Source organism: Naumannella huperziae (assembly GCF_054073625.1).
The window spans coordinates 485,453-507,962 of record NZ_JBSXPH010000001.1 but is presented as its reverse complement, the minus strand read 5'-3'; the positions used below and the strand labels follow the sequence as shown (position 1 = coordinate 507,962).

The window sequence follows — 22,510 nt, the reverse complement described above, 5'->3', positions numbered from 1 at the left end:
GGCGCGCCGGATACTTGATCAGCGCAAGATCACTTGCCGGAGACGGCGCTCTTAAGCTGGGTGGCCGGCTTGAACGCCGGAGCCTTGGAGGCGGCGATCTGGATGGTCTCGCCGGTCTGCGGGTTGCGACCGGAGCGCGCGGAGCGCTCGCGGACCTCGAAGGTACCGAAGCCCGGCACGGCAACCTTGTCACCCTTGGCCAGCGCGCCCGAGATGGCGGACACGACGGCCCCCAGGGCCTTGTCGGCGTCGGCCTGGGTCAGGTCCGCTTCCTTGGCGATCGCGTCAACGAGTTCCTTCTTGGTCATGAGATTCCTTTGCTGATTGGAAGTCGGTCGGCTGACACTTTATCCCCACCGGGCCGCCTGTCACGTCGGCGACGCGCGTACGGGGCCCCCACGTGTCGCGGATCAGGTCGGGCTGATGACTGACGACGAGAATCGCGGCGTCCGGCAGGGCGGCGTCGATGTCGGCGAGCAGGGCACGCGCGGTCGGGCTGTCCAGGTGCTCGGTGGGCTCGTCCAGCAGCAACACGTCCGGGCGCTGCGCGAGCACCCGGGCGAGCGCCAGCCGTCGCCCCTCGCCGCCGGACACCGAACTCCCGTGCTCGCCCACCCGGCGGTCCGGAGGCAGTCCGGGCAGCCCGGCGGCGACCAGAGCGGCGTGCACGGCGACCTCGTCGGCTCCGGGGTCGCCCAGCCGGACGTTCTCGGCGACGGTGGTGTCGAAGATGTGCGCATCCTGGCCCAGGCAGCCGACCAGCCCGCCGGTGGCGATCCGGCCCGACCCGACGGGCAACTGGCCCAGCAGCGTGGCCAACAGGGTGGACTTGCCGACGCCGGAGGGACCGGCGATCACCATCCGGTCCCCGGGCCGCACGCGAAGATCGACCGGCGGCAGCGATCCGCGCTGCAGGACGAGCTGATCGGCGGCGATTCCCGGCTCTCCCAGCGGCTCCGGTGGCGGCGGGTAGGGCAGCTCGGCGGCCTGCTCGATCGTCTGCTCAACCCGCGCGATCGCCGCTGTGGAACGGATTCCGGCCTGCATGGCGGCCGTGTGCTGGGCGTACAACTCGTGCAGCGCCAGCGGGAGGAGCGCGACCGTGGCGATCATGATCGTTGTCCAGGCGCCGCTGGCAGCGGCCTGTTGCGCGGCGATGATCATCAACGGCCAGGCCGCCGCGAGGACGAGCAACTGTCCCGCCGCGGCGAGCGCGCGTGCGGTGGCCGCCCGCCGCTCGCCGGCGACCAGGGCCGCGTCGGCATCGGCCAGCCGGGCGAGCTGACGGGCACCGGCCCCGTGCGTGTGCAGCAGCGGAGCGTGCCGATGGATCAGGAAGGCCTGTTCGGCCAGCGCGCCGCGCAGCGTCCCGAGCCGGCGGTCGGCGCGGGTGGAGATCAGGGCGCCGACCCGGGGCCAGATCCAGCCGGCGAGGACGGCGTACCCCGCGAACAGCGCGGCAACAGGCAGCGACCACCGGGCCAGGAAGGCGACCACGGCGACGCTCACCACCGCGTGGGCGAGCAGGGGCAGCCGGGCGCGCAGCACGAGGTCCTGGGCGGCCGCGACGTCGCCGACCAGGCGGTCGACGAGCTCGCCGTGTCGGCGGGCGGCCGCGGGGGAGTCGGCGAGGGCGGCGAAGGTACGCAGGCGCAACGCCGACTGGTCTCGCAATCCGAGATCGTGGCCGGACAGGCGTTCCGCATAGCGAAACACCCCGCGGCCGAGGCCGAAGAAGCGCACCGCCACCACGGCCACCATCAGGTGCAGGACGGGCGGCTGTTCGGAGGCCTTGGCCAGCAGCCAACCGGAGGTGCCGAGCAGCGCGACGGCGCAGCCGGCCGCCGCGGCCCCGAGCAGCAGCGTCCCGGACCACAGCGCCCGCCGGTGCCAGCCGCCTCGGACCCAGAGCCGGGAGACCAGCCCGTCGCCACCGGATGGGACGGGAGCGGTCCTCGGCTCGGCCGCCCGCGCATCGTCGTCTCGCGGATCCGCCTCGCCGGCCGGGTCCTCGAGCGGTGGCGTCGTGGCGACCGGGCTCGGCGGGAGCGAGATCACCTGCCCGGCGAGGTCCAGGGCGGCGGTGCGGTGGCTGATCACGATCACCGTGACACCAAGATCGGCCAGGCCGCGGACCACCCGGGCCTCGGTTGCCCGGTCCAGCCCGGCGGTGGGCTCGTCGAGCAGCAGAACCTGGGCGCCGCCGCACTCGATCCGGAGCAGGGCCCGGGCGAGCGCGATCCGGCGTACCTCTCCGGCGGACAGGCCCCCGCCGTCGACCCCGAGCTCTCGTTCGGGCGCCAGAGCGTCCGCACCCGCGCGCCGCAGCGCCGCGATCACCCGCCCGGGTGGCGCGCCCGGCGCCCCGAGCGCCACATTCTCGGCGATCGTCCCGGGCAGCAGTCGAGGATCTTGTTCCACCCAGGCGACCTGGCCGAGCAGGTGTTCGCGATCAAGATCGGCAATGGGTACGCCGCCGATCAGGACCCGGCCGGCGACCACATTCCCGTGGCCGAGCAGGGCCCGCAGCAGCGTGGTCTTGCCCGCCCCGCTCGGACCGGCCACCGCCACCACCTCGCCCGGGCCGATCACGAAGGACAGCTCGCGCTGGGCCGCCGGCGCCGCGGCGGCCGGGGCCAGCGCCACCTCGTCGAACTCGATCGCCGCCTCGCGCAGATCGACCCGGGTGCCGCCGGGCGCACGCGACTCCGCGTCGATCAGCGCGAAGGCCTCCTCCGCGGCGGCCATCCCGTCGGCCGCATCGTGGTAGCGGGCGCCGACCTGGCGCAGCGGTAGATACACCTCCGGTGCCAGCACCAGCGCGAACAGACCGAGCAACAAGGTGAACTCCCCGGTCACCACCCGCAGCCCGATGCTGACCGCCACCAACGCCACGGACAGCGTCGCCAGCACCTCCAGCACCAGCGCCGACAAGAACGCGACCCGCAGCACCTGCAGGGTGGCGCCGCGGTGGCGCTCCTCGACCCGGCGCAGCCCGGCCAACTGGCTGCGCGCGCGGCCGAAGACCTGCAGGGTCGGCAGCCCGGCGAGCAGGTCGGCGAAGTGATGGCCGAGCCGGGCATTCGAGCGCCAGCGCGCATCCATCCGGTCCCTGGTCGCGAGCCCGATCAGCACCATGAAGATCGGGATCAGCGGCAGTGTGACGGCGATGATCACCGCCGAGGTCGGGTCGGCGGTGGCGATCGCCACCAGCAGGGTGAGGGGCACGATCGCGGCCAGGACGAGCTGCGGCAGATATCCCGAGTACCACCCGTCGAGCGCCTCGACCCCTTCGGTGACCAGGGTGACCAGCCGGCCGCCGGAGGTGTCGGCGGCGAACGGCCGGTCCAGCCGGGCCCGGAGCAGATCGGCCCGCAGCCGCGACTTCACCGCGGCCGCGGCCCGCTGACCCGCCCACTGCTGCCCGGCCGACAGGGCGGCCCGCACCGCGAAGCCCGCGGCGACGCCGGCGAGCTGGGGGACGAACTCGGGCCACGGCCGGCCGGCGACCATCCCGGAGACAGAGACCGCCAGCAGCCAGGCCTGACCGATCAGGACCACGGCCTGGGCCAACCCGAGGACGATCAGCGCACCGACGAACCGGCGAGTGGGTCGGCTGCGCCGGAGCAGGCGCGGGTCGACCGGGCCTTTGGCCATCGGGCCCTCCTCAGTTGGCAGCGGGCTCGTCGGAGCCTACTGCCGCCTCGGGCATGTGCTGGGTGCCGAGGCGCCGCCGGAAGACCCAATAGGTCCAGGCCTGGTAGCCGATCACGATCGGGGTGAAGATCACCGCGGCGATGGTCATGATCTGCAGCGTGTACGGCGTCGACGACGAGTTCGCGATGGTGAGGTTCCAGGCGGGGTTCAGCGAGGAGACCATCACATTCGGGAAGAGCGTCGCGAAGACCATGCAGGTGAAGGCGAGGATCGCGACCGCGGTGCCGAGGAACGCCCAGCCCTCGCGGCCAGCCGCGATCGCGGCCAGCCCCGCCAGGAAGGCGATCGCCGTCACGCCGCCGAAGACCCAGGTCAGCATGGTGTGGGAGTACGCCAGCGCGGTCCAGGCGATGAAGACAACGGCGACGACCGCCGTCGCCAGCCCGATCCGCACGGCGTACCGGCGAGCCCGCAGGCGAAGATCACCCAGCGTCTTCAGCGCGGTGAAGATCGCACCGTGGGTGAGGAACACCCCGCAGGTCAACAGCCCGCCGAGCAGGGTGTAGGGCGAGATGAGCGAGGCCAGCGAGCCGACGAAGTTCTTCTCCGCATCGATCGGTACGCCCTGCAGCAGGTTGGCGAAGGCCACGCCCCACAACACGCTGGGCACGAAGGACCCGATGATGATGCAGCGTTCCCAGTTCGCCTGCCAGCGCGGGTCATCGCGCTTGTGCCGGTACTCGAAGGCGACGCCGCGGATGATCAGCGCGAGCAGGATCACCAGCAGCGGCAGGTAGAAGCCGCTGAACATCGTGGCGTACCAGTCGGGGAAGGCCGCGAAGGTCGCCCCTCCGGCAACCAGCAGCCAGACCTCGTTGCCGTCCCAGACCGGTCCGATGGTGTTGATCATCACCCGCCGCTCGGTCCGGTTGCGGGCCAGTTTGGCGAGCAGCATCCCGACCCCGAAGTCGAAGCCCTCCAGGACGAGATAGCCGATCCACAAGGTGGCGATGATGCCGAACCAGATGACATTGAGTTCCATGGCGATCCCCGGTCAGTAGGCGAAGGAGAGCGGCTGGTCGTCGTCGGCGATCTCGGGCTGCTGCTCCTCCTGCAGTCCCTTGCCGATGTAGCGCAGCATCAGGCGTACCTCGATCACCGCGAGAATCCCGTAGATCAACGTGAACGCGGTCAACGAGATGGCAACGTCGATCACCGTGGTCGACGGCGAGACCCCGGTCGCGGTCGGCATCAGCCCGAAGACCAGCCACGGTTGTCGGCCGGTCTCGGTGAAGATCCAGCCGAACGAGTTGGCGAACAGTGGCAGCAGCGGCAGGACGACCAGCACCAGCGTGCCGAACCGGGGCAGCCGCAGCAGCCAGCGCGGCACATCGCCCTTGCGGGTGAACCACAACATCGCCGCGCCGATCACCATGGCCGCCAGCCCGAGGCCGATCATCAGCCGGAAGCTCCAGTAGGCGAGCGGGATGTTCGGCGAGTAGGTGCCCGGGCCCCAGGTGGCCTCGTAGGCGGCCTGCAACTGGTTGATCCCCTCCACCGGCGCGGTGAACGAGCCGGTGGACAGGAAGCTCAGCAGGTAGGGCACGCGCAGCGACCACAGCTCCTGGCTGCCGTCGAGCGAGCCGATCGTGAAGATCGAGAACGATGCCGGCTGCGCGGTGTTGTAGAGCGCCTCGGCCGCCGCCATCTTCATCGGCTGGACGTGGGTCATCACCTTGGCCTGGAAGTCGCCGCTGATCAGCACGCCGATGCCGGAGATCAACAAGGTGGCCGCGCCGAGCCGCAACGCGTTGACGAAGGTACGCAGGGTGCGGTCGGGCGTACCCGGATCGGCCCCGTCCCGAGCGCCCGGTCCCTGATCATCCGGGTTCTGATCAGCTCCGGAGGCCCGCAGCTCGCGGGAGCGGCGCAGAACCCAGTAGCCGGCCACCGCCGCGACGAAGGCGCCGGCCACCATGTAGCAGGCGAAGATCTGGTGCGGGAAGGTGACCAGGGTGACCTCATTGGTCAGCACGGCGCCGATGTCGGTCAGTTCGGCGCGGCCGCGTTCGGCGTTGTAGGTGAAGCCGACCGGGTTCTGCATGAACGAGTTCGCGGCGAGGATGAAGTACGCCGAGGCGATGGTGCCGATCGCCACCAGCCAGATGCAGGCCAGGTGCACCTTGCGCGGCAGCCGGTCCCAGCCGAAGATCCACAGGCCGAGGAAGGTCGACTCCATGAAGAAGGCGACCAGACCCTCGAGCGCGAGCGGCGCGCCGAAGATGTCGCCGACGAAGCGGGAGTACTCGCTCCAGTTCATCCCGAACTGGAACTCCTGGACGATGCCGGTGACCACGCCCATCGCGAAGTTGATCAACATCAGCCGGCCGAAGAACTTGGTCAACTGCAGCCACCGGTCGTTGTCGGTGCGCAGCCAGATCGTCTGCATGACGGCCACCAGGCCGCTCAGTCCGATCGTCAGCGGAACGAAGAAGAAGTGGTAGACGGTCGTGATCGCAAACTGCCACCTCGCCAGGGATACGGCGTCCATGCCGGCAACATACTACGGAGCGTCGTACTAGTCCAGGTGGTAGTACTAGGGCCGATAGTAGGAATTCGGTTAGGCTGCACGGTGATGAGCAGGCAGGCGGACAGGTGAGCAAGCGGCGGCAGGCACGACTCGGCGATCTCGAGCGCGTGATCATGGATCACCTGTGGGGTGCCGGCGGCTCGCAGACCGTCCGCGATGTCTACACCGCCCTCGCCGAGCGCCGCGAGATCGCCTACACGACCGTGATGACCGTGCTGGATCGGCTGGCCAAGAAGGAACTGGTGGTACGCGAGCGCGACGGCCGCGCCTGGCGCTACCAGCCGGCCCAGGGCCGTGACGCCCTGGCCGCCGAGATCATGGACACCGCGCTCGGGGTGGACGCGGGCGAGCGCAGCGCCGCACTGGTCGCCTTCGCCGACCGGGTCACGCCCGAGGAGGCCGCGCTGCTGCGCGAGGCGCTGGCCGCGGTCGAGGCCGCCGGCGACAAACCACCAACCAAGCGCTGAGCCCGGCATGCGACCCGAGATCCTGGTCGGGCCGTTGCTCGCGGTATTGGCGCTGATCCTGGTCCTGCCGGGGCCCGCCTGGGTCCGCCGCTGGTCCTTTCTGGATCGCGTACCCCGCGCGGCGATCGTGTTGTGGCAGGCGGGCACCGTCGCGGCGCTGGTCGCCGCCGTCGGCGCCGGCGTGCGGGTCGGGCTGGACCTGTGGCAGCACCGGCCGGCCGAGCTGGTCTGGGTCGCGGCGATGGCGCTGGCGGCGCTGTTCGCCGGCAGCGTGGTGGTGCGGTTGGTGTGGTCGGTGGTCGCGGTGGCCCGGGAGACCGGTCACCGGCGGGCCCGCCACCGCGCCGCGGTCGACATCGTGGCCCGGGCATCGCGCGAGCGCGGCCTGCGGGTGCTCGCCGAGGCCGCGCCGATGGCGTACTGCCTGCCCGGCCTGCGCGATGCCCGCGTCGTGCTCAGCCAGGGCACCCTGGACACCCTGGCGCCGGACGAGGTGGCCGCGGTGCTCGCCCACGAGCGGGCCCACCTGCGCGCGCGGCACGATGTGGTGCTGGACTTCTTCACCGCGCTGCACCGGGCGTTCCCGCATGCGGTACGCAGCGACATCGCGCTCACCGAGTGCCGCGAGCTCGTCGAGATGCTCGCCGACGATGCCGCCCGCCGCCGGGTCGGCCCGGAGAGCCTGGCGCGGGCCCTGGTCAGCATGGCGGGCTCGCCGGTGCCCCGGCACGCGCTCGGTGCCGGTGGCCAGGTGCTGCGGCGGGTACGCCGGCTCCGACACGATCACGCCCACCCGGTGCTCGCCGCCGGCGTCTACGCCCTGGCCGCCGGGCTGGTCGCGCTGCCCGCGGTGATCCTCGCGATCGGATCCTGAACCGGGCGGCGGAGAAAGGGCAGACAGGGCGCGTGCCAGGCTCTAGGCTGCGGGCACCGCGAACGGTCCTCAGGAGTATCCGTGATGCACGCAACGACACCCGGGCGGCACCGGCTGGCCGCAGCCCTCGCCATCCTGCTGCTCGGCCTGGCCGGGGCGCTCACCGCGACCCCCCGTGCCGCCGCCGCGCCGCCGGACCCGATGGCCTTCGCCGAGAACCTCGACCGCGACGCGATCGCGGCCGATCTCGCCGCACTGCAGAAGATCGCCGACGAGAACGGCGGCAATCGCGCGGACGGTACGCCGGGCGGCGACGCCACCGTGGAGTACCTCGCGACCAGGCTGGCCGAGGCCGGCTACGACGTGCAGCGCCAGACCTTCACCACCCGCGCCGGACACGAGTCGGTGAACCTGATCGCCGAGACGCCGACCGGGCGTACCGACAATGTGATCATGCTCGGCGCCCACTGGGACGGCGTCGAGGCAGGCGCCGGGATGAACGACAACGCCTCGGGCACGGCGGCCCTGCTGCAGGTGGCGACCGAGCTGGCCGACTTCGGCGCGCTGAACAATCAGGTCCGGTTCGCCTTCTGGGGCGCCGAGGAGACCGGCCTGGAGGGCTCGCGCCACTATGTCGGCGAGCTTTCCGAGGACGAGGTCGATCAACTCGTCGTCTACTACAACTACGACATGATCGGCTCGCCGAACTACCTGATCGGCGTCGAGAACGGCAAGGCCGAGACCTACAATGACAAGCCCCTGGCCGACGGATCGGCACAGGCGATGGACGTCCAGTCGGGCTATTTCGACGCCATCGGCCAGCCGTGGCAGCCGAGCGAGATGTGCTGCACCGACTACAACGCCTTCCACGACGCGGGCGTGCCCATCGGCGGCCTCTACACCGGCGGCAGAGAGGCCCCGAAGACGGAGGAGGAGGCGGCGAAGTTCGGCGGGACCGCCGGCGAGTTCCCCGACCCGAACTATCACAGCGCCGGTGACGACCTCGCCAACGTCAGCCTGGAAGGCGTGGGAATCAATGCCGGCGTGATGGCCTACGCCGCCGCATCGCTCGGGCTGTCCAGCGAGCCGATCAACGGGGTCGCGCCACCGGCGGCGAAGCTCGACCCGAGCGCGGCCCGGCCCGGCGCCGAGATCACCATCAGCGGCAGCGGCTTCGTGCCGGGCGAGCCGATCGAGATCACGATCGGCGATCAGCCGGTGGCCACGGTCCGTGCCGGCGAGGATGGGGCCCTCGATGCGCGGGCGACGGTCCCCGACGACGCCCCGGCCGGAGCCACCACGGTCACCATCGCCCAGGACCCGCTTGCCCCGATCGAGCTGGACCTCGAGGTCGAGTCGGTGCCGGCGCCGTCGCCGACCGGTTCGCCGTCGAGCACCGCGCCGAGCAGCCCGACCAGCCCGAGTTCCCCGCCGGGCGGCGACGAGACGACCGCTCCGACGGCCTCGGCGGAGCCGACCGCGACCGCCAGCCCGACCGCCGTGCCGAGCCAGACCACGGCCGCTCCGGCGCCGCGCCCGCGCCCGCCCGGCGTACCCCTCGCCTCCACCGGCGGCCCCGCCGTGGGCGCCGCCGCGCTCGGCGTGGCCGCGTTGCTGGCCGGGGCGATGCTGCTGCGCCGGCGTACCTGATCAGTCCGAAGGTCGTCGCGTCCGCGCCGCATCGAGCCCGAGCAGGCGCTGGTTCCGTGATCATTTCGGACGATGGAACGCTCGCCGCCGAAGACTGAGCGTTCGCTATATGCTCCGGGGACATGAGCAATGACGCATCAGCACAACATCCGAAGGTTGCCATCGTCACCGGCGGCGCCCGTGGCATCGGCGCGGGCGTGGCCAAGCGCCTGGCCGCCGACGGCAATGCCGTAGCGATCTTCGATCTGGAGACCGAGGCCGCAGCGCAGACCGTCGCCGAGATCGAGGCCGCCGGCGGGAAGGCGCTCGCTCTGGGCGTCGACGTGTCCGACGAGCAGCAGGTCGGCGACGCGGTGACCAAGGTCGCAGAAGAGCTCGGGCCGCCCGTGATCGTGGTCAACAACGCTGGTCTGCTTCGCGACAATCTGATCTTCAAGATGTCCGTCGACGACTGGGACACGGTGATGAATGTGCACCTGCGCGGAGCGTTCCTGACCACGCGGGCGGCGCAGAAGTACATGGTGGACAACAAGTTCGGCCGGGTGATCAACCTGTCGTCGACCTCGGCGCTGGGCAACCGCGGTCAGGTCAACTATGCGGCCGCCAAGGCGGGTATGCAGGGCTTCACCAAGACTCTGGCCTTCGAGCTGGGCAAGTTCGGGGTGACCGCGAATGCCATTGCCCCGGGCCTGATCGAGACCGATATGACCAGGCAGACGGCGGAGCGCGTCGGCGTACCGTACGACGAGTACGTCGCCGCCGCGGCCAAGGGCATCCCGGTGCAGCGCACGGGCAAGCCCGAGGACATCGCCGCCCTCGCCTCCTTCTTCGCCAGCGACGAGGCCGGCTTCGTCAGCGGCCAGGTCGTCTACGTCGCGGGCGGCCCGAAGGCCTGAACCGACCCGGTGGATGATCAGGCCGCATTCCTGGCGGCGGTCGGCATCGCCGGCGACGCGGGGCTGCCCACGGTGGAGCGGCCCCGTCTTGCCGCGCCCGCGGCACCGGGGCCGCGTACCCGTTGGCTGGCAGAGGTACGCCGGGCGCGGGCGATGGCCAATGCCGCGGCCGTGCGTGCCGCGGAGCACCTAGGCCCGCGGCTGGCCGAGCTGCCCGGTGATCACGGTGGACCGCTGTATCCGGGTGGCGGCGGCGAGGTGATCGTCGAGAGCGAGGAGTTCGGCGTACCCACCGACGCTCGCTGGCCCGACGACGGGTTGGCCGCCGCGGTCGCGGCACCCATCGATCCGGTGGTGCCCCATCCCGATGCGGTACGCGACACGATCGCCGCCACGCTGTTCCGGCCCGCGGAGCCGCACGGCGCGCTGATCATGGTGCACGGCGGGGGCTGGTGGATGGGCGACGGCCGGGCGCGCGAACGACTCGGCGCGGAGCAGGCGCGGGCGATCGCCGCCGGCTCGGGCTGGGCGGTCCTCGACATCGACGTCCGACTGGCGCCGGAACATCCCTATCCGCTGCCGGTGTTCGACGTGTTGGCGGCCCTCGACCGGGTGGCCGGGCGCGACGATCTCGGCCCGCGCGTCGCGCTGCTGGGCATCTCCTCCGGCGCCCACACGGTCGCCGTCGCCACCCTGATGGCCGCCCATCAGGGGCGTCGGGTGGACGGGCAGGCACTGATCGTGCCCTCGCTGGACCTCGCCACTCTCGGCCCTGCCAACGATGCCGACGACGCCGCGCGGGCGGCCCGGTGGGACCAGTTGCAGGGAGTCTTCGGGTTGCCGACCCCCGAGCAGGCGCGCGAACTCGTCGGCATCTCCCCGCTGGCCTCGCCGGTCCTGATCGATCCGCGACTGGCGCGGGTCGCGCCGCCGACCATGATCGCGACCGGCGAGTACGACGAGGCCGTCGTCGGCGGCGAGGCCTATGCCGCCGAGCTGGCCGGCGCGGGCGTGCCGGTGCTGGCGGGCAGCTATGTCCGCAGTCACACCCTGTCCACTCCCGCAGAGTCCCGCCGCCTGCACACCGACCTGGCGCGCTGGCTCAACACCTTGTGAGGCCGCGTCGGCGGCGACAGCGTCACGCCTCGTGGTTGTACTGGGACAGCCCGGCGTCGGCGGTGACCGTGGTCGCGGTCAGATAGCTCGCGCGATCGCTGAGCAGGAACGCGACCAGCTCGCCGATCTCGTCGGGCTCGCCGACGCGACCGAGCGGAATGGTCGCGTTCGCACGCTCGACATTGCCGGGATCGGCCAGCCACGGCTCGTTCAGCCGGGTCCGGATCGCGCCGGGTGCGACGTTGATCATCCGGATGCCGTGCGGACCGAGTTCGAGTGCGGCATTGCGCGTCAGCATGCGCACGCCACCCTTGGCGATGCAATAGGGGGTGTTGTCCGGCATCGGCCAGTCCTCGTGCACCGACGAGGTGGTGATGATCACGCCTCCGCCGCCCTGCTCGATGAATCGGCGAGCCGCGAGCTGGGCACCGATCACCGGTCCGCGCAGATTCACCGCAAGAACGCGATCAAGATCATCGTCGGTCATCTCGAGCAACGTGCCGGGTCCGGCGATGCCCGCATTGGAGACCCACCCGTCGAGTCGGTGCCAGGTCTCGATCGCGGTGGCCAGCAGGTTCTCCTGGTCGTCGCGACGGCTGACATCGCAGCGCACGGCGACGGCCTCGCCACCGAGCTCGTCGACCTCGGCCAGCAGCCCCTCGGTGGTGTCGTCGAGCAGGTTGTCCCCGATCACGATCCGCGCGCCCTGCCGCGCGCAGGCCCGGACGATGCCGGCCCCGATCCCGGCATTGCCGCCCGTCACCACGATCACGCGTTGGTTCAGTTCCACGAACAAAGTGTGGCAGGCGGTGTCGCCCGGCTGTCGGAACTCAGAGCAGAGGTCGAGCCAGGGGCACCCCGGGCCGATAGGCCAGGTGCAGGTGGTTCGGCGCGTCCAGCACGGTCAGGTACGCGGGGTCGCCGACCCGGATCCGGCCGAGGTCGTCACGACGCAGGGCGAGCGCGCCGCCGCGGGTCGCGGCCCACAGGGCCTCGGTCGGCGTGAGGCCCATCTCGCGTACCGCCATCGCGATCATGAACGGCATCGAGGTCGAATAGCAGGTGCCCGGATTGCAGTCGGTCGCCAGGGCGATCGTGACCCCGGCATCCAGCAGGCGCCGCGCGTCCGGATAGGGCGAGCGGGTGGAGAACTCCACCCCCGGCAGCAGCGTCGCGACCGTGCTCGATCCCGCCAGGGCATCGACATCGGCGTCGTCGAGGAAGGTGCAGTGATCGACGCTGGCGGCGCCCAGCTCGACGGCGAGGCGGACACCGGGCCCCGGGCCGAGCTGGTTGCCGTGCACGCGCAGCTCCAGCCCCGCGTCCCGGCCGGCCGTCAGGATCGCGCGGGACTCCTCGCCGTCGAAGGCGTGCGGGCTGTTCGGCTCGCAGAACACGTCGATCCAGCGGGCATGGGGAGCGGCGCGCTCGAGCATCGGCCCGCGCACCAGATCCAGATAGCCCGCGCGGTCACCGGCGTACTCCGCGGGGACGACGTGCGCGCCGAGGAACGTCGTCTCGGTGGTGAACTCCGCGGCGATCCGTAGCGCGCGGACCTCGTCGGGAGTGTTCAGGCCATAGCCGGACTTGATCTCGATCACCCCGGTGCCCTGCGCCCGCAGCTCGGCGACACGGGCGGCGACGAGCTCGCGCAGGCGGTCGTCATCGGCCGAGCGGGTCGCCTCGACCGTCGTCGCGATACCGCCGCCGTCATAGCGTCTCCCCGTCATCCGCGCGGCGAACTCCGCGGAGCGGTCGCCGTCGAAGACCAGATGGCTGTGCGAATCCACGAAGGCCGGAAGCACCGTCCCGTCGGCGTCGATCCTGGAATCGGCCGGCGGGGCGTCGGCCGCCGGGCCGATCCAGGCCACGATCCCCTCGGAGACGATCAGCGCCGGGTCGGCCGGCGCGGGCTGGTCATTGGTGATCAACTCGGTGATGCCCGTGATCAGGGTTGCGCTCATCGTAGGTCTCCGATCGCGTCGTGCAGCAGCTTGCCGATATCGCCGAGCCGGTGCTCGCCGTTCCCGACGATCGTCTCGCCGAGGCAGACCACCTCGCGCACGTCCGCCGCCGACGCCGACATGATCATCTGTTCGGGCTCCGATCCGGCGGTGCGCGGGCTGGCATCGTCGATGATCACCCGGTCGTCGACTGTTCCCGGATCCCAGCCCAGGGCGCGCCAGCCGTTCGTGGTGCCGATGGTGATCAGCGCGTCGGGGGAGAAGTTGCCGCGCCGGCCCGACGCCAGCCGCTCGTCGAGCTCGACCGCGCGTGCCTCCTCGAACGGATCGATGATCGCGTGCTGGTCGGAACCGACCGCCAGCGCCGCACCGGCGTCGGCCAGCCGCCGGGCCGGCCCGATGCCGTCGGCGAGATCGCGTTCGGTGGTCGGGCAGAATGCGGCGGTTGTGCCGGCCCGCCCGAGCAGCGCGATGTCGTCATCGGTCAGGTGGGTGGCGTGTATCGCGGTCAGCCGCGAGTCGAGCAGCCCGCAGTCGGCGAGCAATCGGGTGGGGGTACGCCCGTAGCGCGCCACGCAGGCGGCATTCTCCGCGGGCTGTTCGGACAGATGCAGATGGATCGGCAGCTCGCGGCCGGCCAGGGTCTCGGCGATCCGGATCAGCGCGGCCTCGGGCACCGCGCGTACCGAATGGATCGCCACCCCCAGCCGGACATGATCACCCCAGTCCGGCCGATCCAGCGCGCGCTCCAGCCAGGCATCGACCGACCCGTCGGAGAAGCGCATCTGATGATCATCGAGCGCGAGGTGTCCGTGCGAGTCCAGGCCGCCGGCCAGATAGCAGGTGTCGAGCAGCGTGAGCCGGATTCCCGCCTCGCCGGCCGCCGCCGCGAGCGCCGCACCCATGGCATTCGGATCGGCATAGCGGCGCCCGCCCGGGCGGTGATGGAGGTAGTGGAACTCGCCGACGCCCGTCCAGCCGGCCAGCACCAGCTCGGCGAAGGTCGCGCGCGCCAGGGTGAAGTAGCGGTCCGGGTCGAGCCGGTCCGCGACGGCGTACATCAGCTTCCGCCAGCTCCAGAAGGTCCCGCCGGCGTCATGGGTACGCCCCCGCAGGGCCCGGTGGAAGGCGTGGCTGTGGGCATTGGCGAAACCGGGGAACGTGATCATCGCGGGCCGCCGGTCAGGGCGCCGACGGCCCGGGCGAGCGCCTCGACGCCGGCCAGGCAGTCGTCGCGTTCGGCGTGCTCGGCCGGCGAGTGGGAGACGCCGGTCGGGTTGCGAACGAAGATCATCGACGTCGGGATCCCGTGCGCGGCGAGGATCCCGGCGTCGTGCCCCGCGCCCGTGCCGAGCACCGGCGCGTCGAGCAGGTCGGCCAGTTCGCCGGTCAGCGCGGTGTCGAACTGGGTGGTCGGCGTCCACGACTCGCGGGTGAGCGTCGCCTCCCGGCGCGCGGCGGCCTCCGCGATCGCGGCGACGCAGGCGGTCACCGCCGCCTCGTCGGCGCCGCGGACATCGAGCCAGCCGGTGACCCGGGACGGGATGGCGTTCACCCCGTTGGGCTCGACCCGGACCTTGCCCATGGTCGCGACCACGCCGTGCCCGGCCGCCACTCGCCGGGCGTCGAGCACCGTCTCGGCGTACCCGAGCATCGCGTCGTGCCGGTCGGCGAGGGCGGTGGTGCCGGCGTGATTCGCCTCGCCCACGAACTCGAGCCGCCATCGGCCGTGTGGCCAGATGTCGCTGCCAATCCCGATCGGTACGCCGTGCTCGACCAGGCCCTTGCCCTGTTCGACGTGCAACTCGACGAACCGGTCGACCAGGCCGAGCAGGTCGGGATCGGCGCCGAGCGCGTCCGGGTTGCGCCCCGCGGTGCGCCAGGCCTCGGCAAGGGTGATCCCGTCGCCATCGCGCAGACCCCGGGCGCGGTCGGCGTCGAGCTGGCCGGTGAGGATCCGCGAGCCCGCGCAGGCGATGCCGAACCGGGCGCCCTCCTCGTCGGCGAAGTTGATCACCGCGATGGGCCGGTCCGGGGTGTGACCGGCCGCGCGCAGCGCGTCGACGGCGGCGAGCGAGCTGACCACGCCGAGCGGGCCGTCGAACGCACCACCGTCCGGCACCGAGTCCAGATGCGAGCCGATCGCCAGCGCGCCGCCGCGGGTCGCGTCGCCCCACCACGCCCACTGGTTCCCGGCGCGGTCCTCGGTGAGGTCGAGCCCGCGGCGCGCGGCCTCGCCGGCGAACCATTCACGCAGGGTGTGGTCCTCCCGCGTCCACGCATAGCGCCGGTAGCCGCCGGTGCCGGCCCGCCCGATCGGGGTGAGGTCGGCCCAGGCGGCATCGAATGCCGCGACCGGATCGCTCATCGCTCCGCCTCGGCCGGCCGGATCAGCTCATCCGGCCAGCGGCGCTGTGCGCGCGCGATCGGCCAGTAGACGAGGCCGGTGATCACCAGACCGACGATCCAGGAGATGTCCGCGCCGCCGAGGGCCGTGGCCACCGGTCCGGTGTAGAGCGCCTGGGACAGGAACGGGATCTGCACGACGATGCCGAGCAGATAGCAACCGAGCGCAGGCCAGTTCACCGCGCCGTACCGCCCGGCGGGGTCGTACAGCGCCGGGATGTCGACCCGCTCGCGCGAGACCAGGTAGTAGTCGACGAGGTTGATCGCGCTCCACGGCGTGAACACCATCAACAACACCAGCACGAAGTTCTTGAACAGGTTGATGAAGTCGCTGCTCGCGCCGATCGCGATGATCACCGAGACGGCGATGAAGCCGACGATGTAGCCCGCGCGCGCCACCGGCGAGATGCGGGCCTCGCGGCGTACCGCGGAGACCGTCGTCAGCATCGTCATCGCGCCGCCGTAGGCGTTCAGCGTGTTCACGGTCAGCTTGCCGACGACGATCACCAGGTAGATGGCCAGCGCGATCAGCCCGCCGCCGGCGATCTCGCCGACGAAGCCGACCTGGTTCTTGGTGAACGCCGAGCCGCCGGCCGCGGCCGGGATCGCGGCGATCAACGCGCCGAGGGTCATCGAGATCATCGAGCCGATCACCGAACCGCCCAGGGTGAACCAGAAAGTGGACCGCGGCGAGGTGTCGCGGGGCAGGTAGCGCGAGTAGTCGGCCACATAGGGCCCGAAGGTGAGCTGCCAGCCCGCGCCGAGCGCGACGGCGAGCAGGAACGTCGACCACTCGAACGGCTTGGTGCCGAGGTAGGCCGCCGCGTTGTGGGCGCCGAGCAGTTGGTACGCCAGCCAGGCCAGCCCGAGCAGGCCGAGCACGGTGGCGACACGACCCAGGCGGTGGATCCAGCGGTAGCCGACGATGGCCGCGACCGCGGTCAGCGCGCCGAAGATCACGATGCCGATCCAGGGCTGCGACACCCCGATGATCAGGTTGATCGCCTGGCCGGTGAGCACCGTGCCGGTGGCGGCAAAGCCCAGGTACATGATCACCACCAGGACCAGCGGCACGATCGCCCCGATCACCCCGAACTGCGCGCGGGAGCTGATCATCTGCGGCAGCCCGAGCCGCGGCCCCTGCGCGGAGTGCAGGGCCATCACCGTGCCGCCGAGCAGGTTGCCGACCAGCAGGCCGGCGATCGCCCAGGCGGGGTCGGCGCCGAAGACCACCGCGAGCGCGCCGTCGACGATCGCGGTGATCTGCAGGTTCGCCCCGCACCACAGCGTGAACTGGCTGAACGGGTGGCCGTGCCGCTCCGAATCCGGAACGACGTCGATGCTTCGCCGCTCGACGATCGCGGTGCTTGCCTGATCGCTCACTGCTACTCCTCGTTCATGGGGACACGGACGCCGCGCTGGTGGGCAACTTCGCGGGCGGCCGGGTAGCCGGCGTCCACGTGTCGGATCACTCCCATGCCGGGATCGTTGCTGAGCACCCGGGCGAGCTTCTCCGCGGCCAGCTCGGTGCCGTCCGCGAGCGATACCTGGCCGGCGTGGATGGACCGGCCGATGCCGACCCCGCCGCCGTGGTGCAGCGACACCCAGGACGCGCCGGAGGCGGTATTGATCATGGCATTGAGCAGCGGCCAGTCGGCGATGGCGTCGGACCCGTCGGCCATCGACTCGGTCTCGCGGTAGGGGCTGGCGACCGATCCGCAGTCGAGATGATCACGCCCGATCACGACCGGCGCGCTGATCTCGCCCGAGGCGACCAACTCGTTGAAGCGCAGCCCCGCCCGGTCGCGCTCGCCGTAGCCCAGCCAGCAGATCCGGGCCGGCAATCCCTGGAAGGCGATCCGCTCCTGCGCGCCACGGATCCATTTGTGCAGCCGGTCGTTGTCGGGAAACAGCTCCAACACTGCGCGGTCGGTCGCGGCGATGTCGGCCGGGTCGCCGGACAGCGCCGCCCAGCGGAAGGGGCCCTTGCCCTCGCAGAACAGCGGCCGGATGTAGGCCGGCACGAACCCGGGGAACTCGAACGCACGCCCGTAGCCGCCCTGGCGCGCCTCGTCGCGGATCGAGTTGCCGTAGTCGAAGACCTCGGCCCCGCGGTCGGCGAAGCCGACCATCGCCTCGACGTGGCGGGCCATCGATTCCCGCGCCCGGTCGGTGAACTCCTCGGGCTTCTTGTCGGCGTAGTCGGCCCAGTCGTCGAGCTCGATCCCCTCGGGCAGGTAGGACAGCGGGTCGTGTGCGGAGGTCTGGTCGGTGACGATGTCGATCTCCACGCCGCGGCGCAACAGCTCGGGGAAGATCTCAGCCGCGTTGCCGACCACGCCGACGGACCAGCCGCGTCGCTCGGTCTTCGCGGCCAGCGCCTTGTCGATTGCGGAGTCGAGATCATCGGCGATCTCGTCCAGATAGCGGTGATCGACCCGCCGCTGCAGCCGGGAGCGGTCGACATCGACGATCAGGCAGGCGCCCTCGTTCAGGGTCACCGCCAACGGCTGGGCCCCGCCCATCCCGCCGCAGCCGCCGGTCAGGGTGAGGGTGCCGGCGAGCGTACCCCCGAACCGCTTCTCGGCGACCGCCGCGAAGGTCTCGTAGGTGCCCTGGACGATGCCCTGGGTGCCGATGTAGATCCACGAGCCGGCCGTCATCTGGCCGTACATGGTCAGGCCGAGCTGTTCCAGCCGGCGGAACTCCGGCCAGTTGGCCCAGTCGGGAACGAGGTTGGAGTTGGCGATCAGCACCCGCGGCGCCCATTCATGGGTACGCATCACGCCGACCGGCCGCCCCGACTGGACCAGCATCGTCTCGTCGGGAGCGAGCGTGGTCAGCGTGCGGACCATCGCGTCGAAGGAGCGCCAGTCGCGGGCCGCGCGGCCGGTGCCGCCGTAGACCACAAGATCATCGGGCCGCTCGGCGACCTCGGGGTCGAGATTGTTCTGCAGCATCCGCAGCGGGGCCTCGGTGGCCCAGGTGCGGGCGGTCAGCGTCGTACCGCGCGCTGCGCGGACCGGGCGGGCCCCCTCCATGGCGGCATCCTTTCGTCGGGTGCCCCCATTTCACGCCCCGCCCGGCCGTCTGCGCAGCCTGCCCGCCGCGACCGATGTCTCGTATCCGAGACCGCCTCAGGCGACCAGGTCGTCGATCTGGTTGATCGCGGCAGTCGAACCCTCGACCACGCCCATGTCGAGCACCTGCTGCAGCGCCTCGGCGCTGGCGTAGGTGCTGACATAGCGCGCCTTCGTGCCCGCCCCGCCCGCGGTGAAGGTGAACACGTTCTTCGAGACGGGCAGGTCGGGATTGGGGTTGAAGTCGGCATCGGCGAAACCGTCGTCGAAGGTGAAGCCGTTCGGCTCGTCGACACCGGTGATGTCCCAGTAGCCGGCGAACTTCTCGCCCTCGGGGCCGGTCATGTAGTAGGTGACCCGGCCGCCCGCGGTGAAGTCGTGATCGACCACGGTGGCGGGGTAGCCCGGCGGGCCCCACACCTTCTCGAGCTGGCGCGGATCGGCGTACACCTGCCAGATCCGCTCGACCGGCGCGGCGAACTCCGCGTCGATCGTCAGCGTGAGTTGATCAAGATCGGGGGTGACATTGGTGACAGGCATCATCGTTCCTTCGGTTCGGGTTTCTCGGTTGGTTCGGTATCGATGGCGATCAGTTCATCGATCCGGGAGATCCGGCCGCGCCACAGCGATTCCAGGTCGCTGAGCATCGCGCCGACGGACCGCACCGCCGCGACATCGCCGCTGGCCAAGGCCTCTCGGCCCTGGCGGCGCTTGGTGATCAACCCGGCGCGTTCCAGCACGGCGACGTGCTTCTGTACCGCGGCGAAGCTCATGTCGTAGCGCGCCGCGAGCGCCGAGACGGAGTGCTCCCCGGCCAGCACCCGGCGCAGGATGTCGCGTCGGGTCCGGTCGGCGAGCGCATGGAACCAGGCATCCGCCCGGTCCTCGTCCTCGCTCACAGAACGAATATACAACTGATCGGTTGTACGTTGTCAAGAGGCACTGGCGAGCCCGACGGGCGCCCTCAGGGGCGACGCCGGAGCAGGAGATACGCCAGCAGCAGCGCGGCCGCCGCCGCGGCGCCCGGAACCATCCCCGGCGCACCGGTGTCGGCAAGTGGCGAGCCCGGGCGAGCCGGCGGCGGAGGTACCGCGGCCGACGGGGTCCCCGGCCGCGGAGAGCCCGGGCCGGGTGTCCCCGGGCCGGAGTCGCCGGGCGTCGGAGACCCGGTGGTGGTCTCGGAGGGGGTGCTGCCGGAGGTCGGCGTACCCGTGGGGACCGGCGTCGCGGTCGGGGACGACGTGCCCGGGGGCGGCGTCGGCGAGTCCGTGACGGTCGGCGTAGCCGAGTTCGTGACGGTCGGCGTAGCCGAGTCCGTGACGGTCGGCGTAGCCGAGTCCGTGACGGTAGGCGTCGGCGTCCCGGGCCCGGGATTGATCGTGAACGCGGCGTCGTTGACGTCGAAGAAGATGTTGTCGACGGCGCTGATCATGATCCGGGCCCGATCCGTGTCGACCGCGGGCCAGACGATCTCCGCCCGGCCGGAGTTCGGCACCGAGTCGGCCAGTACGCGGTCGAAGGTGGCGCCGCCGTCGGTGGACAGGCTGATCCGGACGCGCTCGGCAAGCTCGGGCCGGTCGGTGCCGTTGACCTGCCAGGTGATCGTTCCGGCCTCGCCCGCGCCGACCGTGCCGCCTTGTTGCGAGGTGACCAGGAAGGGTCCGGCGTCGCGCGCCAGCCGCACGGTCGACTCGGCCATCGCGACCCCGCCGGCCGGCATCACATCGTCACGCGCGGTGACCCGGAAGCGCAGGTCCTCGGCGTAGTCCGCCGTCGGGAGGAACTCGGCGAAGCAGGCGACCTGCTCGACCGTCGGCAGCTCACCAGCGGCCGGCTCGGGGCACCGGCCGGTCTCGGCGTTGGTGTTCTGGGCGAGCACCTGGGCAAGATCGGGAACGGTCCTGGTCGGCTGATCGGCCGGCCGATTGCGCCCGGAATAGTACGGCCAGGTGAGCGCATCCTCCTCCGTGCCGAAGATCGAGAACAGCGGGCCGTCGGTCCGTTCGTTGGCGACCAGCGTGCCCTGGCCCGGGTTGCTCTGCTCCCACAGGTAGCTGAGCGCATCGCCATCGGCATCGCTGCCGGTGGCCGTCAGCCGGAAGGGGGTACGCACCGGAATGGTCACGGTCTGCTGCCCGCTGACCTCGGGCGCGGTGTTGTCGGTGTCTGTCACCGATCCCGGTGACCAGTCACCGCCATCGTTGATCGTCAGGGTGAGCGCATCCGGCGCGTCCTCGATGATCAGTTCGGGCAGGTCGGTCCCACCGGGGCCGTAGAGCGCGAAACCGCGCTGGTCCGGCGCCTCCGCGCCGTCGAGCCCACCGATGCCGACCGACTCGCCGACCACGGCGGCGATCGCCTCCGCGATGGCGTCGGCGCCGTAGTCGCTGATCGGCTCGGTGACCGCATCGCCGATCCGGATCCGCAGTGGCCGATCGGTCGTCCCGGCCGGCAGGTACACGAACTGGGTCTCCGACGCAGGCTCTCGGGAGAACGGCGGGTCGATCACCGCATTCATCTCGTCCCGGCTGCCGTGGCCGTAGTAGGGGTCGCGCGTCGACTGCACGGCGTCGGCATTGCAGACATTGGGATAGCTCATCAGCGACATCCCGCCGCCGGGTTCGAGGGCGCTCGACCAGACTCCCTCGCCCACGCAGGCCTCGTCCGTGCTGGCAAAGCTGTGATTGGCTCCGAGCTGATGACCGACCTCGTGTTCGAACACCTCGGTCGCGGGGCTGTCGTCCGCCGGGTCCGCACCGGTGCACCCCGCGGTCCGATCGGTCGCCGAGCCGGCCCCGCCGACCGATGCCATCCCGTTGCCGGCGCCGCCGAGCAGCAGGTGGCCGAGGTCGAAGCTCGCCGGATCGCGCAGCCGGTACGCCGCGGCGATCTTCACCCGGTCGATCGTGTCCTCGGTGCAGGTTTCCAGCTCTGCTGCGTCGAAGCACGGATTACGCGGCCCGCAGGAGTCCGGGCCGGTGGCCTCGGCATCCGTCGCCAGATTCAGCTTGTCGGTTTCCGCGATCAACCGGAAGGTGGTGGCCCGCTCGGTCTCGAAGACATCGTTGGCCTGGTTGATCAGCTTCGCCTTGGCCGCGAGGACGCGGCTGCCGTCGCCGTCGTCGCCGACAGAGCGCGCGTAGAGCGGGTCGGACAGCAGCGCGAGCCGGAACACGCGCAGGCCGACCGGCTTGCCGTTGTATCGGGTGGGGTCGGCCGGCGCCGGGTCCCGCAGCATCCGCTCCGCGGTGACCGCCCGGCCGGCCTCGGGAATCTCGGGTGCCGCACCCGTCGCGCTGCGGTACGCCGCCGCGGGCTCGCCGGCAGAGCCGGGCGCCGGGTTGACGTACCAGAACTGTCCCCCCGAGTTCACATACGCGCTGAACCCGAGCACCGTCTCGGAGATCCTGATCCGCACGCGCGGATCGTCGACGGCACGCCCGGCATAGGTCGCGATGCGCGGATCGGGCCGCTCCAGGACCTGGCTGGGGGCCACCCGGAACGCCACGAGCGTCCCGTCGGGACGCGGCACGGTCACCTCGCCGGCGGCCAGGTCGGCCCGCATCGCCGGCAGGTCCAGGCGCCATGCCGGGTCGGCCCGCCGCTGTGTGGCGGGCGCCGGCTGCCAGAGCCGATCGGCGTCGGCGGGCGCGGCACTCGATCGCACGGGTAGCCCGGCGAGCAGCAGCGCCAGCGCCCCGAAGAACAGGGCCGCGCACAGCGCGCCGCGGCGCAGGGCCGACAGGTGGGAACGGGCAGGCACGTGCGTCATCGCGTCTCATCTCCTCGGGCCGATCGGTCCCGACGAGT

Annotated in this window: 18 protein-coding genes; 5 read left to right on the top strand and 13 right to left on the bottom strand. The window is 71.4% G+C overall.

All coding sequences use genetic code 11. The annotated features are described in order from the left end of the window. Positions 1–29: 29 nt before the first annotated feature. Genes ACXDC7_RS02450 through ACXDC7_RS02435 form a run of 4 tightly spaced genes read right to left on the bottom strand, consistent with a single transcriptional unit; the run spans position 30 to position 6,208 of the window. Positions 30–308: an HU family DNA-binding protein gene (locus tag ACXDC7_RS02450; RefSeq protein WP_179444984.1), complete on the bottom strand. Its 279-nt coding sequence runs from the start codon at positions 306–308 to the stop codon at positions 30–32. Then, entirely contained in the window at positions 286–3,657 is a 3,372-nt protein-coding gene (gene cydD, locus ACXDC7_RS02445; protein WP_459221069.1) for a thiol reductant ABC exporter subunit CydD, read from the bottom strand. The genes ACXDC7_RS02450 and cydD overlap by 23 nt, the downstream gene beginning before the upstream one ends. 10 nt (positions 3,658–3,667) lie before the next feature. Further along, on the bottom strand, positions 3,668–4,699 hold the full coding sequence (cydB, locus tag ACXDC7_RS02440) for a cytochrome d ubiquinol oxidase subunit II (RefSeq protein ID WP_459221068.1): 1,032 nt from the start codon (positions 4,697–4,699) through the stop codon (positions 3,668–3,670). A gap of 12 nt (positions 4,700–4,711) precedes the next feature. Continuing rightward, positions 4,712–6,208: a cytochrome ubiquinol oxidase subunit I gene (locus ACXDC7_RS02435; protein ID WP_459221067.1), complete on the bottom strand. Its 1,497-nt coding sequence runs from the start codon at positions 6,206–6,208 to the stop codon at positions 4,712–4,714. Positions 6,209–6,312: 104 nt separating this feature from the next. On the opposite strand from ACXDC7_RS02435, the gene ACXDC7_RS02430 reads away from it, so the two are divergent. From ACXDC7_RS02430 to ACXDC7_RS02410, 5 genes are all read left to right on the top strand, one after another. Continuing rightward, the gene (locus tag ACXDC7_RS02430; protein ID WP_459221066.1) at positions 6,313–6,714 is read left to right on the top strand and encodes a BlaI/MecI/CopY family transcriptional regulator; all 402 of its coding nucleotides are present in this window, start codon (positions 6,313–6,315) and stop codon (positions 6,712–6,714) included. 7 nt (positions 6,715–6,721) lie between these two features. Further along, complete coding sequence (locus ACXDC7_RS02425) at positions 6,722–7,588, top strand: M56 family metallopeptidase (protein WP_459221065.1); 867 nt, start codon at positions 6,722–6,724, stop codon at positions 7,586–7,588. Positions 7,589–7,672: 84 nt separating this feature from the next. Beyond that, positions 7,673–9,238, top strand: a complete 1,566-nt coding sequence (locus ACXDC7_RS02420; protein ID WP_459221064.1) for a M20/M25/M40 family metallo-hydrolase — start codon at positions 7,673–7,675, stop codon at positions 9,236–9,238. 122 nt (positions 9,239–9,360) lie between these two features. Then, on the top strand, positions 9,361–10,134 hold the full coding sequence (gene fabG / locus ACXDC7_RS02415; protein WP_179444990.1) for a 3-oxoacyl-ACP reductase FabG: 774 nt from the start codon (positions 9,361–9,363) through the stop codon (positions 10,132–10,134). Positions 10,135–10,143: 9 nt separating this feature from the next. After that, the gene (locus ACXDC7_RS02410; RefSeq protein ID WP_459221063.1) at positions 10,144–11,250 is read left to right on the top strand and encodes an alpha/beta hydrolase; all 1,107 of its coding nucleotides are present in this window, start codon (positions 10,144–10,146) and stop codon (positions 11,248–11,250) included. 22 nt (positions 11,251–11,272) lie between these two features. Here the strand turns inward: ACXDC7_RS02410 and ACXDC7_RS02405 are convergent, their stop codons facing one another. The 9 genes from ACXDC7_RS02405 to ACXDC7_RS02365 all read right to left on the bottom strand — a co-directional run bounded on the left by ACXDC7_RS02405 (position 11,273) and on the right by ACXDC7_RS02365 (position 22,472). Then, complete coding sequence (locus ACXDC7_RS02405) at positions 11,273–12,040, bottom strand: SDR family oxidoreductase (protein ID WP_179444992.1); 768 nt, start codon at positions 12,038–12,040, stop codon at positions 11,273–11,275. 40 nt (positions 12,041–12,080) lie between these two features. Further along, positions 12,081–13,214: an imidazolonepropionase gene (gene hutI, locus ACXDC7_RS02400; protein ID WP_179444993.1), complete on the bottom strand. Its 1,134-nt coding sequence runs from the start codon at positions 13,212–13,214 to the stop codon at positions 12,081–12,083. Further along, positions 13,211–14,383, bottom strand: coding sequence for a formimidoylglutamate deiminase (locus tag ACXDC7_RS02395; protein WP_459221062.1), 1,173 nt, complete (start codon positions 14,381–14,383; stop codon positions 13,211–13,213). Before ACXDC7_RS02395 ends, hutI begins: the two co-directional genes overlap by 4 nt. Beyond that, complete coding sequence (locus tag ACXDC7_RS02390; protein ID WP_459221061.1) at positions 14,380–15,582, bottom strand: allantoate amidohydrolase; 1,203 nt, start codon at positions 15,580–15,582, stop codon at positions 14,380–14,382. The genes ACXDC7_RS02395 and ACXDC7_RS02390 overlap by 4 nt, the downstream gene beginning before the upstream one ends. Further along, positions 15,579–17,003: a purine-cytosine permease family protein gene (locus ACXDC7_RS02385; RefSeq protein WP_459221060.1), complete on the bottom strand. Its 1,425-nt coding sequence runs from the start codon at positions 17,001–17,003 to the stop codon at positions 15,579–15,581. Before ACXDC7_RS02385 ends, ACXDC7_RS02390 begins: the two co-directional genes overlap by 4 nt. A 2-nt stretch (positions 17,004–17,005) precedes the next feature. Further along, the gene (gene hutU, locus ACXDC7_RS02380; protein WP_459221059.1) at positions 17,006–18,661 is read right to left on the bottom strand and encodes a urocanate hydratase; all 1,656 of its coding nucleotides are present in this window, start codon (positions 18,659–18,661) and stop codon (positions 17,006–17,008) included. 96 nt (positions 18,662–18,757) lie between these two features. Continuing rightward, on the bottom strand, positions 18,758–19,240 hold the full coding sequence (locus ACXDC7_RS02375; RefSeq protein WP_459221058.1) for an SRPBCC family protein: 483 nt from the start codon (positions 19,238–19,240) through the stop codon (positions 18,758–18,760). Then, positions 19,240–19,599, bottom strand: a complete 360-nt coding sequence (locus tag ACXDC7_RS02370) for an ArsR/SmtB family transcription factor (protein ID WP_459221057.1) — start codon at positions 19,597–19,599, stop codon at positions 19,240–19,242. The genes ACXDC7_RS02375 and ACXDC7_RS02370 overlap by 1 nt, the downstream gene beginning before the upstream one ends. A 65-nt stretch (positions 19,600–19,664) precedes the next feature. After that, positions 19,665–22,472, bottom strand: coding sequence for a reprolysin-like metallopeptidase (locus ACXDC7_RS02365; RefSeq protein ID WP_459221056.1), 2,808 nt, complete (start codon positions 22,470–22,472; stop codon positions 19,665–19,667). Positions 22,473–22,510: the final 38 nt, after the last annotated feature.

Excerpts from the sequence above, each read along its gene's own strand:
- ACXDC7_RS02395 (WP_459221062.1), bottom strand. The coding sequence starts at position 14,383 with ATGATCACGTTCCCCGGTTTCGCCAATGCCCACAGCCACGCCTTCCAC.
- ACXDC7_RS02390 (WP_459221061.1), bottom strand. The coding sequence starts at position 15,582 with ATGAGCGATCCGGTCGCGGCATTCGATGCCGCCTGGGCCGACCTCACC.
- ACXDC7_RS02420 (WP_459221064.1), top strand. The coding sequence starts at position 7,673 with ATGCACGCAACGACACCCGGGCGGCACCGGCTGGCCGCAGCCCTCGCC.
- hutI (WP_179444993.1), bottom strand. The coding sequence starts at position 13,214 with ATGAGCGCAACCCTGATCACGGGCATCACCGAGTTGATCACCAATGAC.
- hutU (WP_459221059.1), bottom strand. The coding sequence starts at position 18,661 with ATGGAGGGGGCCCGCCCGGTCCGCGCAGCGCGCGGTACGACGCTGACC.
- cydB (WP_459221068.1), bottom strand. The coding sequence starts at position 4,699 with ATGGAACTCAATGTCATCTGGTTCGGCATCATCGCCACCTTGTGGATC.
- ACXDC7_RS02425 (WP_459221065.1), top strand. The coding sequence starts at position 6,722 with ATGCGACCCGAGATCCTGGTCGGGCCGTTGCTCGCGGTATTGGCGCTG.
- ACXDC7_RS02450 (WP_179444984.1), bottom strand. The coding sequence starts at position 308 with ATGACCAAGAAGGAACTCGTTGACGCGATCGCCAAGGAAGCGGACCTG.
- ACXDC7_RS02375 (WP_459221058.1), bottom strand. The coding sequence starts at position 19,240 with ATGCCTGTCACCAATGTCACCCCCGATCTTGATCAACTCACGCTGACG.
- ACXDC7_RS02365 (WP_459221056.1), bottom strand. The coding sequence starts at position 22,472 with ATGACGCACGTGCCTGCCCGTTCCCACCTGTCGGCCCTGCGCCGCGGC.
- ACXDC7_RS02435 (WP_459221067.1), bottom strand. The coding sequence starts at position 6,208 with ATGGACGCCGTATCCCTGGCGAGGTGGCAGTTTGCGATCACGACCGTC.
- fabG (WP_179444990.1), top strand. The coding sequence starts at position 9,361 with ATGAGCAATGACGCATCAGCACAACATCCGAAGGTTGCCATCGTCACC.
- cydD (WP_459221069.1), bottom strand. The coding sequence starts at position 3,657 with ATGGCCAAAGGCCCGGTCGACCCGCGCCTGCTCCGGCGCAGCCGACCC.